General features: G+C 68.4%; 12 protein-coding genes. 3 read left to right on the top strand and 9 right to left on the bottom strand.

The genetic code is table 11. The features are described 5' to 3' along the window. Nucleotides 1-77 precede the first annotated feature (77 nt). The gene (locus QR77_RS31570; RefSeq protein ID WP_040025455.1) at nucleotides 78-593 is read right to left on the bottom strand and encodes a DUF4232 domain-containing protein; all 516 of its coding nucleotides are present in this window, start codon (nucleotides 591-593) and stop codon (nucleotides 78-80) included. A 91-nt stretch (nucleotides 594-684) separates the two neighbouring features. Here QR77_RS31570 and QR77_RS44210 point away from each other — a divergent pair, with 91 nt between their 5' ends. After that, on the top strand, nucleotides 685-1,035 hold the full coding sequence (locus QR77_RS44210) for a maleylpyruvate isomerase family mycothiol-dependent enzyme (protein ID WP_160310975.1): 351 nt from the start codon (nucleotides 685-687) through the stop codon (nucleotides 1,033-1,035). 96 nt (nucleotides 1,036-1,131) lie between these two features. Here the strand turns inward: QR77_RS44210 and QR77_RS31560 are convergent, their stop codons facing one another. Further along, complete coding sequence (locus QR77_RS31560; protein ID WP_040025453.1) at nucleotides 1,132-1,374, bottom strand: hypothetical protein; 243 nt, start codon at nucleotides 1,372-1,374, stop codon at nucleotides 1,132-1,134. A gap of 392 nt (nucleotides 1,375-1,766) precedes the next feature. On the opposite strand from QR77_RS31560, the gene QR77_RS31555 reads away from it, so the two are divergent. Continuing rightward, on the top strand, nucleotides 1,767-2,978 hold the full coding sequence (locus tag QR77_RS31555) for a S8 family peptidase (RefSeq protein ID WP_040025452.1): 1,212 nt from the start codon (nucleotides 1,767-1,769) through the stop codon (nucleotides 2,976-2,978). Between the two features lie 99 nt (nucleotides 2,979-3,077). Here the strand turns inward: QR77_RS31555 and QR77_RS31550 are convergent, their stop codons facing one another. The 7 genes from QR77_RS31550 to QR77_RS31520 all read right to left on the bottom strand — a co-directional run bounded on the left by QR77_RS31550 (nucleotide 3,078) and on the right by QR77_RS31520 (nucleotide 11,345). After that, complete coding sequence (locus tag QR77_RS31550; RefSeq protein WP_040025451.1) at nucleotides 3,078-4,487, bottom strand: 3-deoxy-7-phosphoheptulonate synthase class II; 1,410 nt, start codon at nucleotides 4,485-4,487, stop codon at nucleotides 3,078-3,080. Nucleotides 4,488-4,527: 40 nt separating this feature from the next. Next, nucleotides 4,528-5,457, bottom strand: coding sequence for a diiron oxygenase (locus QR77_RS31545; protein WP_040025450.1), 930 nt, complete (start codon nucleotides 5,455-5,457; stop codon nucleotides 4,528-4,530). Nucleotides 5,458-5,470: 13 nt separating this feature from the next. Continuing rightward, nucleotides 5,471-6,298 (bottom strand): aminotransferase class IV, encoded by an 828-nt coding sequence (locus tag QR77_RS31540; RefSeq protein WP_040025449.1) that lies wholly within the window; start codon nucleotides 6,296-6,298, stop codon nucleotides 5,471-5,473. Continuing rightward, entirely contained in the window at nucleotides 6,295-8,421 is a 2,127-nt protein-coding gene (pabB, locus tag QR77_RS31535; protein ID WP_040025448.1) for an aminodeoxychorismate synthase component I, read from the bottom strand. The genes QR77_RS31540 and pabB overlap by 4 nt, the downstream gene beginning before the upstream one ends. Then, nucleotides 8,421-9,251, bottom strand: coding sequence for an arylamine N-acetyltransferase (locus QR77_RS31530; RefSeq protein WP_040025447.1), 831 nt, complete (start codon nucleotides 9,249-9,251; stop codon nucleotides 8,421-8,423). Before QR77_RS31530 ends, pabB begins: the two co-directional genes overlap by 1 nt. Before the next feature lie 14 nt (nucleotides 9,252-9,265). Continuing rightward, entirely contained in the window at nucleotides 9,266-10,093 is an 828-nt protein-coding gene (locus QR77_RS31525; RefSeq protein ID WP_236710874.1) for a 4-hydroxybenzoate octaprenyltransferase, read from the bottom strand. A 79-nt stretch (nucleotides 10,094-10,172) separates the two neighbouring features. Beyond that, nucleotides 10,173-11,345, bottom strand: coding sequence for a cytochrome P450 (locus tag QR77_RS31520; RefSeq protein ID WP_040025446.1), 1,173 nt, complete (start codon nucleotides 11,343-11,345; stop codon nucleotides 10,173-10,175). 1,127 nt (nucleotides 11,346-12,472) lie between these two features. On the opposite strand from QR77_RS31520, the gene QR77_RS31510 reads away from it, so the two are divergent. Further along, nucleotides 12,473-13,699 carry a cytochrome P450 gene (locus QR77_RS31510; protein WP_236710873.1) on the top strand — a complete coding sequence of 409 codons (1,227 nt, stop codon included), beginning with the start codon at nucleotides 12,473-12,475 and terminating at the stop codon, nucleotides 13,697-13,699. The last annotated feature ends 81 nt before the right edge of the window (nucleotides 13,700-13,780 follow it).

Raw genomic sequence — 13,780 nt, 5'->3', positions numbered from 1 at the left:
GGCGCGCGTACGGCACGGTGGCGTCCCGCGACAGGGGCAACTGCCGCAGGACGCCACGCGGGAGGTACGGAAGGCGGTCAGGCGCCGCGCTGAACCGGACCGATGAGGGTGCCGGCGGTCACCTTGAACCTGCCTTCGGCGACGGACGTTCCGGGGATCTCCCCGTCCGGAGCCCGGAGCGTGAAGGAGGCCTCGTCCGCGGAGGTGGCACGCCCGCTGCTGGGAACCTGGATGTCGAAGTACACCGGGTGCCCGGGACCGAAGGTCACGGCGGTCCGCTGACCGCCGTAGTGGCCGGCCGTGATCCCGCTCTCCACGCCGTGGTTCGAGAACCGCACCTCGGTGGGCGAACCGGACAGCGTGCACGGGTCGTACCCGCGTGGCGCGGTCAGGGTGACGCGGTAGTGACGGTGCCCCGAACTGGCGGGCGCTTCAGCGATCTTCCCGAGGTGGTTGGCCGGACGGCACGCGGAGGGGGCGGGGCCGCCGGCCGTCACCGACGCCGCCTGCGAGACTCCGACTCCCCCGCCGGCGGCGCCCAGCAGCGCCGTGGCGGCGAGGACCACGGCGACCTTCCGGTTGGTACGCGTCATGAACGCTCCTTGCCTTGCTCAACGGCCCTGCGGGTCTTCCCCACCAGAACCATGGTCGGTGCGATTTCTACCCCTTCATCCCCCCCGGGGAATGTCTCAGAGTCGTCACAGCGACACCCACCGTTACGCGACGAGCGGGCCGCCAGACGAGCGGCAGTGGGCCGCGCCCACCCCCTGTGACGAATGGGACGTGCGCGCGGTGGTGGATCATCTGCTTGATCTTCAGCGGAACTTCCGGGTCACCATGACCGGGGAAGCCAAGCCTGCGGACTCGACGTTCCGGGACGACGTGGCGGAGTTGGTGGACGCGATCGAGGCGGGAGGGGCCTTGGAGCGGACGGTGACGACCCGGCTCGGCCGGATACCCGGGCCGGCGGCGCTGAACATCCTGATCATGGAGCACCTGGCGCACGGCTGGGACGTACGGTCCCTGCCTGGCTGAGAGGTGACCGCAGCTCCCCGTGGACACCGGAAGGGTCCCGGAGCAACGTCCGGGACCCAAAGGGCCGAAGGAGGCTGAGGGGGCAGGACGCCCGGGTCAGGAGACCGTGAAAACCTTGGACTCGGCTACCGACAGCACCCCGTCGTCCGGCAGCAGGCGCACCACGTACCGGCCGGGCTTCAGCGGCCAGGAGTCCTCGGCTCCGATCGCGTCCGGCCCGATCGTGGCGTGGCCCTCGATCCGCGAACCGGTGTACGTGTAGACGAGGTAGTCGGAGTTCGGCTCGCACGTGTTCTTCGGGCAGGCGAAGACCGAGATCCAGTCCAGCCCCATGCGCATGTCGGGCGAACCGCTCCTGAATCGCAGGGTCTGGGTCAGCTTCCGCGGTACGCGCACGCTGCGTGACGACCGGGGTGCGTGGGCGGATACGCGGACACCACCTGCGCGGCCCAACACCCCACGAGCCGGGCCGACGGCCGGCCCTCGCCAAGTCGCCGCGTGGAAGCACCCGTTGAGGAAACGATCCCTCGGCCCGTGCGCCCCCCACACCCCCGGCCGCACCCCAACCACGCCCCCGCCGACAGCACTTCCGGTGTTCCCTCCCGGACCCAAGGAGCGACTGGCGCACGGGCGTATCGCCGCTCAAGTCGGTGCGCTGGATCGCCGAAAGGGAGAGGGTGGCACGCCATGGCCGGTCTTCGCGTGCTCGTTCCTTCTGCGATGGAGTCTGTATGCGCGTAAGTACGTGTGGGGTAGCGGCTGTTCTTCTGATGCTGGTGCCGCTGGTGGGCGGGTCGGGTGCGGTGGCCGCGCCCGGTGCGGACCGCGTGGCCGTGGAGCACGCGGCACAGGCGGTAGCGGGCGAGTACATCGTGACGGTCAAGGCCGCGTTCTCACCGGATGCGGTGCTGCGGGAGCTGGGCGTCAGAGCGCTGTTCAGCTACAGCACCGCGCTGCACGGGTTCGCCGCCGCGCTCACCCCGCTCCAACTGCGGCTGGCCCGAGCTCTGCCCGCCGTCGAAGCCATTGAGGAGAACGGCCAGATCTCTCTCCACAGCGCACCGGCGGACGAAAACGTGAGCGCCCTGGCCGCCCGGGCCCCCGGGCCGGCACGTGACGTGGAGGAGCCCTGGGGGCTGGACCGCATCGACCAGCGCGGCCTGCCCCTCGACGGCCGCTTCACCGTGTCAGGCACCGGCCGCGGTGTGACCGCGTACATCCTGGACACCGGGATCCAGACCGGGCACGCCGAGTTCGAAGGGCGCGCCGCCGCGGGGTTCGACGCCGTCGGGGACGGCCGGGGCGGGCAGGACTGCCACTCCCACGGCACCCATGTCGCCGGAACCGTCGGCGGGAAGACCTACGGTGTGGCGAGGGACGTCTCCCTCGTCGCCGTACGCGTACTGGACTGCACCGGCGACGGCACCACGGCCCAGACACTCGCCGGTCTCGACTGGATCGCCACCCACGCCCAGCGCCCGGCCGTCATGAACGCGTCCGTCGGCGACCCCGCGTCTCTCGCGCTCGACACCGCCACCAACGCGGTCGCCGACGCCGGAGTCCTCCCCGTTGTCTCGGCCGGCAACGACGCCAAGGACGCCTGCACCGCCTCCCCCGCCCGCGCGCGGAAGGCCCTGACCGTCGGCGCCACCGACCGCCAGGACCGCCAGGCCGGCTTCAGCAACTACGGGCCGTGCCTGTCGCTGTACGCGCCCGGCGTCAACATCGTCTCCGCCCGGCTCGGCGGCGGCTCCCGCACACTCAGCGGCACCTCCATGGCGAGCCCCCATGCCGCCGGCGCCGCCGCCCTCCTTCTGGAGCAGGACCCCCGGGCCACTCCCCAGGACATCACCCACCGACTCACTGCCACCGCCACCGCGGGCGCCGTGGTCTCCCCCGGCACGGACTCCCCCGACCGCCTCCTGTACGTCGGCGCACTCTGAACACCCCAGCCACCGCGGGGCCCGGCCCGGACCATGCCACACAACCCTCTGCACACCCCCCACGCCGCGCGTCAAAGCGCGCCACCGTGCACGGGCTCGTCAGGCGGGAGAATTGCTGTGCCGTGCGCCCCGGGCCGCGCCGTTCACCGCCGCGTCCGGGGCCACGGCGCCGGTTGCTTCCGGGTTGAACATCTCGGCTACCAGGAAGGCCAGGTCAAGTGCCTGGCCTCCGTTGAGGCGCGGGTCGCACGCCGACTCGTACCTACGGTGCAGGTCGTCGAAGCCCAGATCGGTGCCGCCGCCGACGCACTCGGTCACGTCCTCGCCGGTCAGCTCCAGGTGCAGTCCGCCGGCGTGGGTGCCGAGCGCCTTGTGCACGTCGAAGAAGCCGGCGACCTCGGCGAGGATGTCGTCGAACCGTCTGGTCTTGTGCCCGCCGGGCGCCTCGAAGGTGTTGCCGTGCATCGGATCGCACACCCACACCACCGGCGCGCCGGAAGCCGTGACCTTCTCCACCAGCTCCGGCAGCAGGTACCGCACACGGTCTGCCCCCATGCGCACGATGAACGTCAGCCGGCCCGGCCGCCGGTCGGGGTCGAGGCGGTCGATCAGGGCCAGCGCCTGTTCGGGCGTGGTGGCAGGGCCCACCTTCACCGCGATCGGGTTGTCGATGGTCGCGAAGTAGGCGACGTGGGCGCCGTCGGGCTGTCTGGTGCGGTCGCCGATCCACAGCATGTGGCCGCTGCCGGCGTATCTTCGGCCGGAACGCGGGTTGTGGCGGGTCAGCGCGGCCTCGTAGTCGAGCAGCAGTCCCTCGTGGCTGGCGAACAACTCCGTGGTGCGCAACGGAAGACCGCCGCACGCGTCGTTGAAGGACAGTGCCTGGCCGATTCGGCTCGCGAGTTCGTCGTAGCGTGCACCGGCAGGCGAGCGTGAGACGAAGTCCTGGTTCTCCTTGTGCAGTTGGCGAAGGTCGGTGCCGTCACGGGCGAATGCGCGCATGACGTCGAGGGTGTGGCGCGAGGCGTCGTACATCCGAAGCAGCCGGGCCGGGTCCGGCCGTCGTTCGGCCTGGCTGAAGCCGATGCCGTTCACCGCGTCGCCGCGGTAGACCGGCAGCGTGCGTCCGTCGACGGTCTCGGTCGGCCGGGATCGGGGCTTCGCGTACTGCCCGGCCATTCGGCCCACCTTGACCACGGGCACCGACGACGCGTACGTCAGGATCACGGCCATCCGCTGCAGAAGGCGCGTTTTGCCGTGGATCGCCCGCGTCGAGAGGTGGTCGAAACGTTCGGCGCAGTCGCCGCCCTGGAGCAGGAACGCTTTGCCCTCTGCCGCCTGGGCGAGTTGCGCGGTGAGCGTGTCGCACTCCTGCGGCGTGACCAACGGGGGCAGGGCTGCCAGGTGATCCGTCACGTCGCCGAGCTCAGCCGGGCTGGGCCACTCCGGCCGCTGGTGGGCGACGAGTGTCCGCCAGTGCGGGGCGCCTTCGCCGGTGAGGGGCAACATGTTCTCCGTCCGCTTCTCCTGGCTCAGCGGTGCGGGACGGTCATGGCCGGACCATCTCGACGAGGTCGTGGCTGATGCCCAGGTCGTCGAGCAGCAACTGCAACGGTCCGGTGTCCCGCGCGGGTACGGGGCGGGACGCGGCCCACTCGCTGAGCTGACCGGTGTCGATCTCGAAGCCGCCCTGGGCCGCCACGGTCACCCAGGGGTCCAGGTCCGCGGAGCGGAACGCGGTCAGCCCGGTGACGAGCGCTTCGCGGAACGTCCGCCGCAGTGCGCCGTCCAGGTTCCGGTAGAGCGAGCCGCACAACTCGCGGAACACCACAGCGTGTCCGCTCTCGTCCCGCCGGTGCAGGTCGGTGGTGATCCGGTTCATCGGCTGGATGTCCTGGGCGGTGGCGAGTGTGGAGAGGAACCCGCTGATCGTCGTCTCGGCGGCCAGGGAGAACGCGATGTCGACGATGTCGCGGTCGAACCCGGACAGCCCGGCGCGTATCGAGTGCAGTTTCTGGACGACCGACCAGACGTCCGGCGCGAACCGTACGTCCGTCAGGTCGCGCCGCCTGCGGGTGACGCCGACGGCGTTGTGGCACATCAGGATGTGGTAGTGCTCGTCGATGATCGTCTGGTGCAGCGCGTCGACGGCGACGTCGTCGCGGCGGACGGGGATCCGTTCCTGGAGCATCAGCCGACAGGCCGGCAGGATGATCTCTTCCTCGATGGCCGCGGTCTTGGCGTTGTAGGAGATCCACGCCGCTGACAGGATGCGCTCGCGAGCGTGCCGGTCGAGCCGGTCGGCACCCGGCAGTCCCAGCACCGGGACGAGGTGTTCGGGGAAGTCGGGCATCGCCGGGTCGAAGTGACCGTCGAGGTCGAGTTCGTCCTTCTTGACGGCCACTCGCTTTCCCCAGCGGCGTGTCAACTGCACCAGCAAGTCGCGCTCGTACTTGGGCTCTTCACGTGCCGCGGTCATCGGGAAACCTCCTTCATGGGTTCACCACAGGTGTCAGCGAGGCGCCGGCCGGAACGGCGAGAGCGGCCAGGCGCGACTGCCAGCGCTCGGCCACCGCGACGTCCGTGTCCTGGAACAGGCCCAGCCCCTCGGTGACCGGCCGGATGCCGTGCAGGGCGTTCAGCGTCCAGACGGGCACGCCGACGAGATCCGGTACGGTGGCCTGCTCGGTGACGACCTGGTGCCCTGCCGTACGGGCGAGCTCGCCGAGCAGGGCGCGGGTGATCCCGGGGAGCAGGCCGGGGCCGGGGGGCGGCCCGCACAGCGTGTCGCCCCGCCACCAGACGATGCTCGTGGACGCCCCTTCGACCACGTGCCCTTCCGCCGAGAGCAGCAGCGCCTCGTCGGCTCCCGCCGTAGCCGCCTCGGCGCGCAGGGAAGCCAGGTGGTCCAGGTCGACGCCCTTGACGGCCGGCAGTCGACGACGGTCGGGTCCAGCCGCTGTCCACAACCGGACGGTCGCGGTGCGCGGTGGCGCGGGGCGCAGCCACATCCGCAGCCGCGTTCCCGACCCGGTCTCCACGAGTTCGACGCGAGGAAACCATCGGCCTCGCGCGGGCAACGACTCGGCGACCGCCCGCAGGAACCGGTCCGTCTGTTCCGCTGCCGGTTCGGAGAACCGGCCGCAGGCCGTACCGAAGCGTTCGGCGTGCCGGTCGAGTCCCCGCACCCGCCCCTCGTCCACGAGCCAGGAGTCGATGGCCAGCACCGTCCCGGAGGCGTCGGCCGTCGACCATCCGCCCTCGGCGTCCCACCACCTGCGGACGCTCTGGTCGGTCGCTGTGCTCGTTTCCGTGTTCATCGTTGGGAGCCGCCCGCGTCCGACACCGCGGGCGCACGCCAGGCGCGGAGCGACGCCGCCGCCTTGAGCAGCATCTCCTCGTACTCTTCGTGCGGGTCGGAGTCGAGCACGATCGCCCCGCCGGCTCCGATGCTCAACTGGTCACCGACGCGGACCGCGGTGCGGATCACGATGTTCAGTTCCGTGCCGCCCGAGAGGCCGAAGTAGCCGAGGGCGCCGGAGTAGACACCCCGGGCCTCCGTCTCCAAGCGGTCGATGATCTCCATGGTGCGCAGCTTCGGCGCCCCGGTCATCGACCCGCCGGGGAAGCACTGCCGGGCGCAGTCCATCGCGCTGACCTCGTCCTTGAGCCGTCCACGAACAGTGGAGACCAGTTGGTGCATGGTCTCGTAGCTCTCGACGGCCAGGTAGGGGTCGACCTCGATGCTGCCCACCTCACACAGCCGGCCCAGGTCGTTGCGCAACAGGTCGACGATCATCAGGTTCTCGGCCTGGGTCTTGGCGCTCGAGGCGAGGGTGGCGGCCAGTTCGGCGTCGCGCACCGGGTCGGCGTCGCGAGGGGCTGTGCCCTTGATCGGCTTGCTGGTGACCGTGCGGTCCCGCTCGATGCGCAGGAACCGCTCCGGCGAGGAGCTGAAGACCGTGACGTCGTCGAGGCGCAGGAGTGCGGCGTACGGTGCCGGGTTCGACCGGCGCAGCCTCAGGTAGAAGGACGTGTCGTCATCATGGAACGGTATGTGCAGCTTGTTGGTCAGGCAGATCTCGTAGCTCTCGCCCTGGTTCAACTGCCGTTGGCACTCGGTGATGTCCGCCAGGTACTGGGTCTGGCCGCGGCCGAGGTACTCCTCGGCATTCGGGGGCGGGCCGGCGGCAGGTTCGCGCGGCGGCTCGGCGTCGGCCGGGTTCAGGCCCATCAGGACCGCGGACGTCCGTTCCACCCACTCCTGCGCGTCACGCCGGGTCTTCTCGTCGTGGACGGCCACCAGGTAGGTCAGTCCCTCCTGGTGGTCGATCGCGATGATGCGATCGGCGAACATCCAGACGGCGTCCGGCGTTTCGGCGGTGTGGCGGGCCGTGGCCCCGCATTCGTCCTTGAGTTCGTAGCCGAAGTAGCCGACGTAGCCGCCGGTCAGGTCGAACGGCAGGTCCGAGTCGGGGATGCGCCGTTCGCGCAGCCGCTGTTCGAGGACATCGAAGATGCTGCCGGTGACGATGCCGACGCCCTTCGCGTCGCGCACTTCCACCGCCCCGCTGCCGGTGCGGTAGGTCAGGACCTCGCTGAGCGGACCTGACGTGTCGCCGAGGAACGAGAACCGGGACAGGCCCTCCTCCACCCGGCTGCTGTCCAGCCAGAAGCAGTACGGGGTGTTGTCGAAAAGCTTGAGAAAAATGGCCTCGGAATCGGCAGCGGTCGACACGACCGTGCTGATGATTCCCAGTTCCTCGACCGCGCCAGGCGTGTCGTCGGACAGTGCGGTGCCAGTGTTGGTGTTGGTGCCCGCGCCGCTGTCGGTGCCTGTGTCGGACGGCCGTTGTCCGTGCTGGGTCCGGCGGGTCAGTTCGGCGAAGTTCTGCAGGATCTCACGCCCGTACTGGGAAGCTATCGACTCGGGGTGGAACTGCACGCCCCACTGCGGCAGATCGCGGTGACGCAGCGCCATGAGCACACCGTCGTCCGCCCACGCGGTGGCGATGAGTTCCTCGGGCAGGGGCTCCTGCACGCACAGCGAGTGGTAGCGAACCGCGACGAATTCCCGCGGAATCCCGGCGAACAGCGGATCTCCCTCGTGGGAGACCTTGGCGAGGTGGCCGTGTTTCGGTTCGGGCGCGCCGGCCACCGACGCTCCGGCCAGGTGCCCGATCATCTGATGGCCGAAGCAGACGCCCAGCACGGGCAGCGTGGTGCGGCGCAGCAGGTCGCCGAGGAGGCCGACGTCGCGGGGGTTCTGCGGCCGTCCGGGGCCGGGTGAGACGACGATGTTGTCGAAGTCCTCCAGCCGCAGGCTGGACAACATCGGATCGTCGTTGACCATGACGACGGGCTCCTGCCCGTTGATGTCGGCGATCAACTGGTACAGGTTGAAGGTGTACGAGTCATAGTTGTCCAGCAGCAAGGTACGCATCAGGGACCGTCCAAGATCTTCCGGAGCGCCTGGACATCGCCCGGTTCCAAGGTGATCCCGAAGATCTCCTCGGGAGCGGCAAGCGTCTCGTCCTTGTCGAGTTCCCGGAAGGTCGTCGGCTCCGCGGGACGTATTTCCGCGAGAGTGCTGCCGGCGAGGAGGTGCCTCACTTCCGGCTGTGTGCGCTGGAGGACCATCCGGTGGTTGAACGGTGAGCGCGGATGCGTGAGGCAGAAGTGGTTGAGGAGCTCGAAGTCCGAGGGATAGCGCACGTCCGTGGTGAAGCCGTAGAGCTCCAACGGTCCCTCCGGCCGGAGGAAGCGCAGCACGTGTTCACCGGTCGGCTCCCGTACGAGATCGTACGACCAGTCGCCGTCCAGCCGCGCGTTCTCCGCGAGCTGGATCGGCTCGTGCAGCCCGTGTGCACCGAAACTCACGTCGTGGATCCAGCGTTCGCCGTCGAGCTCCACGGACAGGGCCACGTGCAGGGCCGGCCCGAACTTGCTCCCGGTGCGGATCCGCGTCCTGCCGGCGAACGCCGTGAACGTGAACCCGATGCGGTCCAGCACGGCCGCCATCAGCACGACCTGTTCCAGACACCAGCCGCCGCGACCCTGCCGCACGATCTTCTCCTGGACGCTGTCCAGGTCCAGCGGCACCGCCGTGCGCCCGAGCAGCGCGTCGAGGTTGTCGAAGGCGATCGCGTCGACGTGGGCGGCGTGCAGGCCTCGCAGCGTGGAGAGGTCCGGAGCCACGTCGCCCTGGTAGCCCACGCGGGTCAGGTAGGCGTCCAGGTCGACGCCACTCCCTTGCCACATCGAATCTGTCATACGTAGCTCATCCTTCATGTGAACTGTCCGGCGACCGCCGCCGCGAGAACGATCCAACCGAAGTAGGTGTTGGCGACAAAGGCGTCCCAGCACGATTTCGGATCATCCAGGTCCACGCGCACGATCAGATAGGACAAAAAGATCCCCGCGATCACGAGGAGCAGGTAGAACGCCCACCCCATCGACATCTGCGAACCGGCCCACAGCACGCCGCCGACGCTGAGCACGAGGAAGATCGCCAGCCACGCCTTGGTGGCCTTGCCGAACAGCAGAGCGGAAGACTTGACACCGATTTTCCGGTCGTACTCCTTGTCCTGATGGGAGTAGATCGCGTCGTGAATCAGGGTCCAGAAGGCCCCGAACGCGTACAGGGCGTACGCCGCGGGCGGGTAGTCGGCGCTCCCGGTCACCGCCGTCCACCCGATCAGCGCGTAGACGCTCATCACCAACGCCAGGAACGCCGAAGGCCAGAAGAAGAAGCGCTTCATGAAGGGGTACGCGACGATCAACGGGTAGGAGGCCGCGGCGACCAGGGCGGTCTCCACGTTCGCCACCGCAAGGACCAGCAGTGCGACCACGGCCTGTGCGGCGGCGAACAGGAGTGCGTTCCCGACGCTGATCGTCCCCGCCGCGACAGGACGCGACACCGTGCGGGCGACTCGGGCGTCGACCTCCTTGTCGACCACATCGTTGACCGCGCAGGCCGCGCCGCGTACCAGCACCGCGGCGACGGCGAGAACCACCACCGCCAGCAGGTCCGGACGGTGCCCGGAGGCGAGGGCGACAGCGCACAGGCCTGGAAGCAGGTAGAGCACGTACCCCGTAGGCCTGTCCAGTCGCATCAACAGGAGATACGCGCGGACCGAATCCGGGCTCTTCGTGACTACGCCTGTAGATATCTTGTGCAGCATCAGGAGCCAATCACCATGTCACCGGAAGTTGGATCAACCCGCCGATCAGCGAGTTGTGACGCAGGCTCAGCTCCTCTACACCGACAGCCAGACGCAGGGTCGGGAATCGCGCGACGAGCTGGGTGAGCACCGCCTGGAGCTGCATCCGGGCCAGCATCGCGCCGACGCAGGAGTGCGCACCGTGCCCGAACATGAGGCTGCCCGTGGTGTCGCGAGTGACATCGACCCGGCCGGGGTCGCCGAAGGCCTTCTCGTCGTGGTTGGCCGCGATGATGTTGAGCAGTACGAAGTCGCCGGCCCGGATGGTGACTCCGTCGATCTCGAAGTCCGTCAGCGCGTAACGGGGCATGCCGCCGTTGTGCGGGTTCGGCATCGACATCCGCAGGGTTTCCTCGACCGCGCCGGGGATGAGACGCGGGTCGCGCAGCAACGCCTGCCACTGCTCGGGGTTGGCCAGCAACAGCAACACACAGGTGCCGATCCGGGCCACCGTGGTCTCATAACCGCCGAACAGCAACAACGCCGTCAGCCCGATGACTTCTTTGTCGTTGATCCCCTCGGTCGCGCAGATCCTGGAGATCGCGTCATCGCCAGGATTTTGGCGTTTGTCAGCGACAAGTTGCTTGCAGTAGCCGAACAACGCGCCCAGCCCCTGCTGGGACCTGACCGGGTCGCCGACGTTGGCGGCGTCCTGGGTCCAGCGGCCGAACTGGTCCTTGTCCTCCTGGGGCACGCCCAACCACTCGCACATCACCTGAATCGGCAGCGACAGCGCCAACGTCTGGAGCAGGTCCACCGGCGGCTTCTGCCCGGCCAATCCATCCAGGAGCTGCCCGGTCACTTTTTCGACGTAGGGCCGCAGCGCCAGCATCCGCTCGGGTGAGAAGTGCGGCTCCAGCAGCGCCCGCAACCGGGCGTGGTCGGTGGCGAGGTCGCCCAGCAGGCCGGCGAGAATCGCCGACCCGCTGTCCTTCGCCGCGGCCTCCGGATCGGGATTCGAGCGGCCGAGCCGGTCGTCGTCGAGCAACTGCCTCACCCAGGCGTGACCGGTGACCAGCCACGCCTCGTCGCCCTCGACCGTACGAACTCGATGGACCGCGCCCTGGGATTGGAGCGTGCGCAGCCCTGGCGCGAGTTGCAGCACATTCGTCTGCTCGAAAGGCAATTGAGTTGGGGTACTCACTGACGGCCTCCGCCGGAATCGAGGTTCAGACCACCTTGTCGGAGACGGTCACGACGTAGTCGACGAGGTATCGAGGGCGCTCATCGGGGATTCTCCTCCGGTCGCGCGCCTTCCCAATTCCTGGTCGGAACCTACGCACATGGGGTTCGCGAATTGCACCACGGAAAATCATTGCGCTGGATATGTTGCGTAAATATCTGCTCAGCCCTTGCCCCACCTCGCCGTGCGGTGAAGCCTCGGGGAACTGTATATAGACGAAATACTTGCGCAAAGCTCATGATCACCCGACATCACTACAGGTCAATACATAGACAGCTCCCGACATAGACAGCTCTCGCGTCTACGCGCAATCTGAACCTGGGGTGACGCACTGGAATTTACGTGACCGTTCTGACCGCCATCCTGAACGACCCCTCCCGTCGTGTCAACGACGGGGCGTGAGCATCTTCGACTTTAGGAAAAACCCCAAAGAAGACGGTGCAAGGACTGGATTAGACTAGCCTTCGGACTGGTAGCCGTTGGGCGGCACCCCAAGGCCGTACTTCGAGTCCGGCTATTAAGCCGGCACCCAACGGCAGTCAAGACTCCCCGAGAAGGACTCGGTTTCCACCGACCGGCGCGGATGCCCTGTTCGGCAACGCAAGCCAGGCGTTCCGACCGGGACGTCATGGCACGGAACGGAGTGGGAATGAGTGGCGGTAAGCAGGCCCTGCCGGCCGAGCCGCAGAGTTCGTGTGCCGGTGTACGCCGCGCGACAGCCGGCATCGACCCCGCCCCGGAACACTCCGGGCACGGCGTCTCCCCGCCTCCGGTTCGCCCGCGACGGGCGGACATCGGCGCTGGTCGGACACGCGGACCACGGGGAGGTCGAGGGCACCTACGGGCACGCTCCCGACCGGACAGTCATCGTCGAGACAGTCGCCGACGCGGAGACACTGGACCCTTCCCCCGACGCACCACGGAGAGGGAACGGTGAAGAACTGCTGCGCTTCGACCGGGTCGGCCATACCAAGATCACTGAATAGCCCCCAGGCCGAGCAGTATCACACAACGTCACTGATCATTACCGGGAATGGTTCACTGAAAGCTTGAGAGGCGGAATGGCTATGTCAGTTGATTCTGGGCAATTGCATGAAGGCAGGTCGTTCGACCCGTACGGCGCGCATCGCGACGACCCGTTTTCGTTTCTCGCCGAAGTCGGAGAGACGGAACCGGTGTTCTACGCCCCTTTGCTCAACGCGTGGTGCGTCACGCGGCGCGAGGACGTGGTTGCCGTACTACGGGACGACCGAAACTACTCGGCGCGCGACCACAACCCCCGCTCCAAGGTCGAGTTGCCCGAGGACGTGAGTCGGATGCTCCGCACGTGGCGCGGTGCCGGCGCTCTGGCCGTCGGCTCACTCGACCCTCCGGAGCACACCAAGATCAGGGATGTACTCAACCTCGGGTTCACGCCGGCCAGGGTCAGGGCGTTCGAACCCACGATGCGCGCGATCGCGACCGACCTCGTCGAGCGGGCCGCGGTCGCGGAGGAGTTCGACCTCATCACGGACTTCGCAGTTCCGTACGCCCTCGAGGTGATCTGCCGGCGCCTCGGGATCCCGGACGAGTACCTCGACCGCTGCCGCATGTGGTCCGAGCAGCGCATCGAACTCATGATGTTGCAGCGCGACACCGATCCTGACCGGCTGCGTGAATACGCCCGCGGGCTGATGGACTTCGGAGAGTTCGCCCGATCACTCGTGCAGGAGCGGCTCGCCTCACCGCAGGACGACCTGATCAGTGAACTGCTCCACGACGGCAAGGCGGGCCGCACGCTCACCGCCGACGAGGCTGCTGTCCAGATCCCCACACTGATCTTCGCGGGACACATGACCTGTGCCGAGGCGCTCGGCACGATCTTCTTCCAGCAGCTTCAGTCACCCGACGGCTGGGCCAAGGTGGTCGACGGGACGATCGCCACACGGGACGTCGCCGAGGAGGGGTTGCGGTTCGACAGCCCGCTCGCGGGCATGTACCGGACCGCGGTCCGTGACGTAGAGGTCGGCGACGTCCACCTGCCCGAGGGGAGCCGACTGCTTCTGCTGTACGGAGCGGCCAGCCGGGACAGTCAGTCCGCCGGGTGTCCGGCCGGGTTCAGTCCGGGCCGTGGGTCCGCCACGCATCTCGCGTTCGGGCACGGCATCCATTTCTGCCTCGGAGCCGGATTCGCCCGCATGGAACTGGAGATCGCGATACAGGCCGTCGCCACCAGGATGCCAGGTCTGACTCTGGCACCAGGGCTGCCGCCGCATCACCGGCCGGTGTTTCCGCTTCGGGCGTTGACCGAGTTGCGGGTGCGGCAGTCACGTTGACCCCGGCGGAACTCACTTGTCCGACGGCATTGAAGGTGAGGACCCCGGGTTCCACGGATCAGGGTGCCGGCTGCCCTCGGC

It is taken from the genome of Streptomyces sp. 150FB (assembly GCF_000818195.1).
GTDB lineage: Bacteria > Actinomycetota > Actinomycetes > Streptomycetales > Streptomycetaceae > Streptomyces.
The sequence above is the reverse complement of the archived record's forward strand: the minus strand, read 5'-3'. Positions and strand labels throughout refer to the sequence as shown.

What these genes read in the sequence shown, in the direction of transcription:
- QR77_RS31570 (WP_040025455.1), bottom strand. Translation starts at nt 593, where the DNA reads ATGACGCGTACCAACCGGAAGGTCGCCGTGGTCCTCGCCGCCACGGCG.
- QR77_RS44210 (WP_160310975.1), top strand. Translation starts at nt 685, where the DNA reads ATGTCTCAGAGTCGTCACAGCGACACCCACCGTTACGCGACGAGCGGG.
- QR77_RS31560 (WP_040025453.1), bottom strand. Translation starts at nt 1,374, where the DNA reads ATGCGCATGGGGCTGGACTGGATCTCGGTCTTCGCCTGCCCGAAGAAC.
- QR77_RS31555 (WP_040025452.1), top strand. Translation starts at nt 1,767, where the DNA reads ATGCGCGTAAGTACGTGTGGGGTAGCGGCTGTTCTTCTGATGCTGGTG.
- QR77_RS31550 (WP_040025451.1), bottom strand. Translation starts at nt 4,487, where the DNA reads ATGTTGCCCCTCACCGGCGAAGGCGCCCCGCACTGGCGGACACTCGTC.
- QR77_RS31545 (WP_040025450.1), bottom strand. Translation starts at nt 5,457, where the DNA reads ATGACCGCGGCACGTGAAGAGCCCAAGTACGAGCGCGACTTGCTGGTG.
- QR77_RS31540 (WP_040025449.1), bottom strand. Translation starts at nt 6,298, where the DNA reads ATGAACACGGAAACGAGCACAGCGACCGACCAGAGCGTCCGCAGGTGG.
- pabB (WP_040025448.1), bottom strand. Translation starts at nt 8,421, where the DNA reads ATGCGTACCTTGCTGCTGGACAACTATGACTCGTACACCTTCAACCTG.
- QR77_RS31530 (WP_040025447.1), bottom strand. Translation starts at nt 9,251, where the DNA reads ATGACAGATTCGATGTGGCAAGGGAGTGGCGTCGACCTGGACGCCTAC.
- QR77_RS31525 (WP_236710874.1), bottom strand. Translation starts at nt 10,093, where the DNA reads ATGCGACTGGACAGGCCTACGGGGTACGTGCTCTACCTGCTTCCAGGC.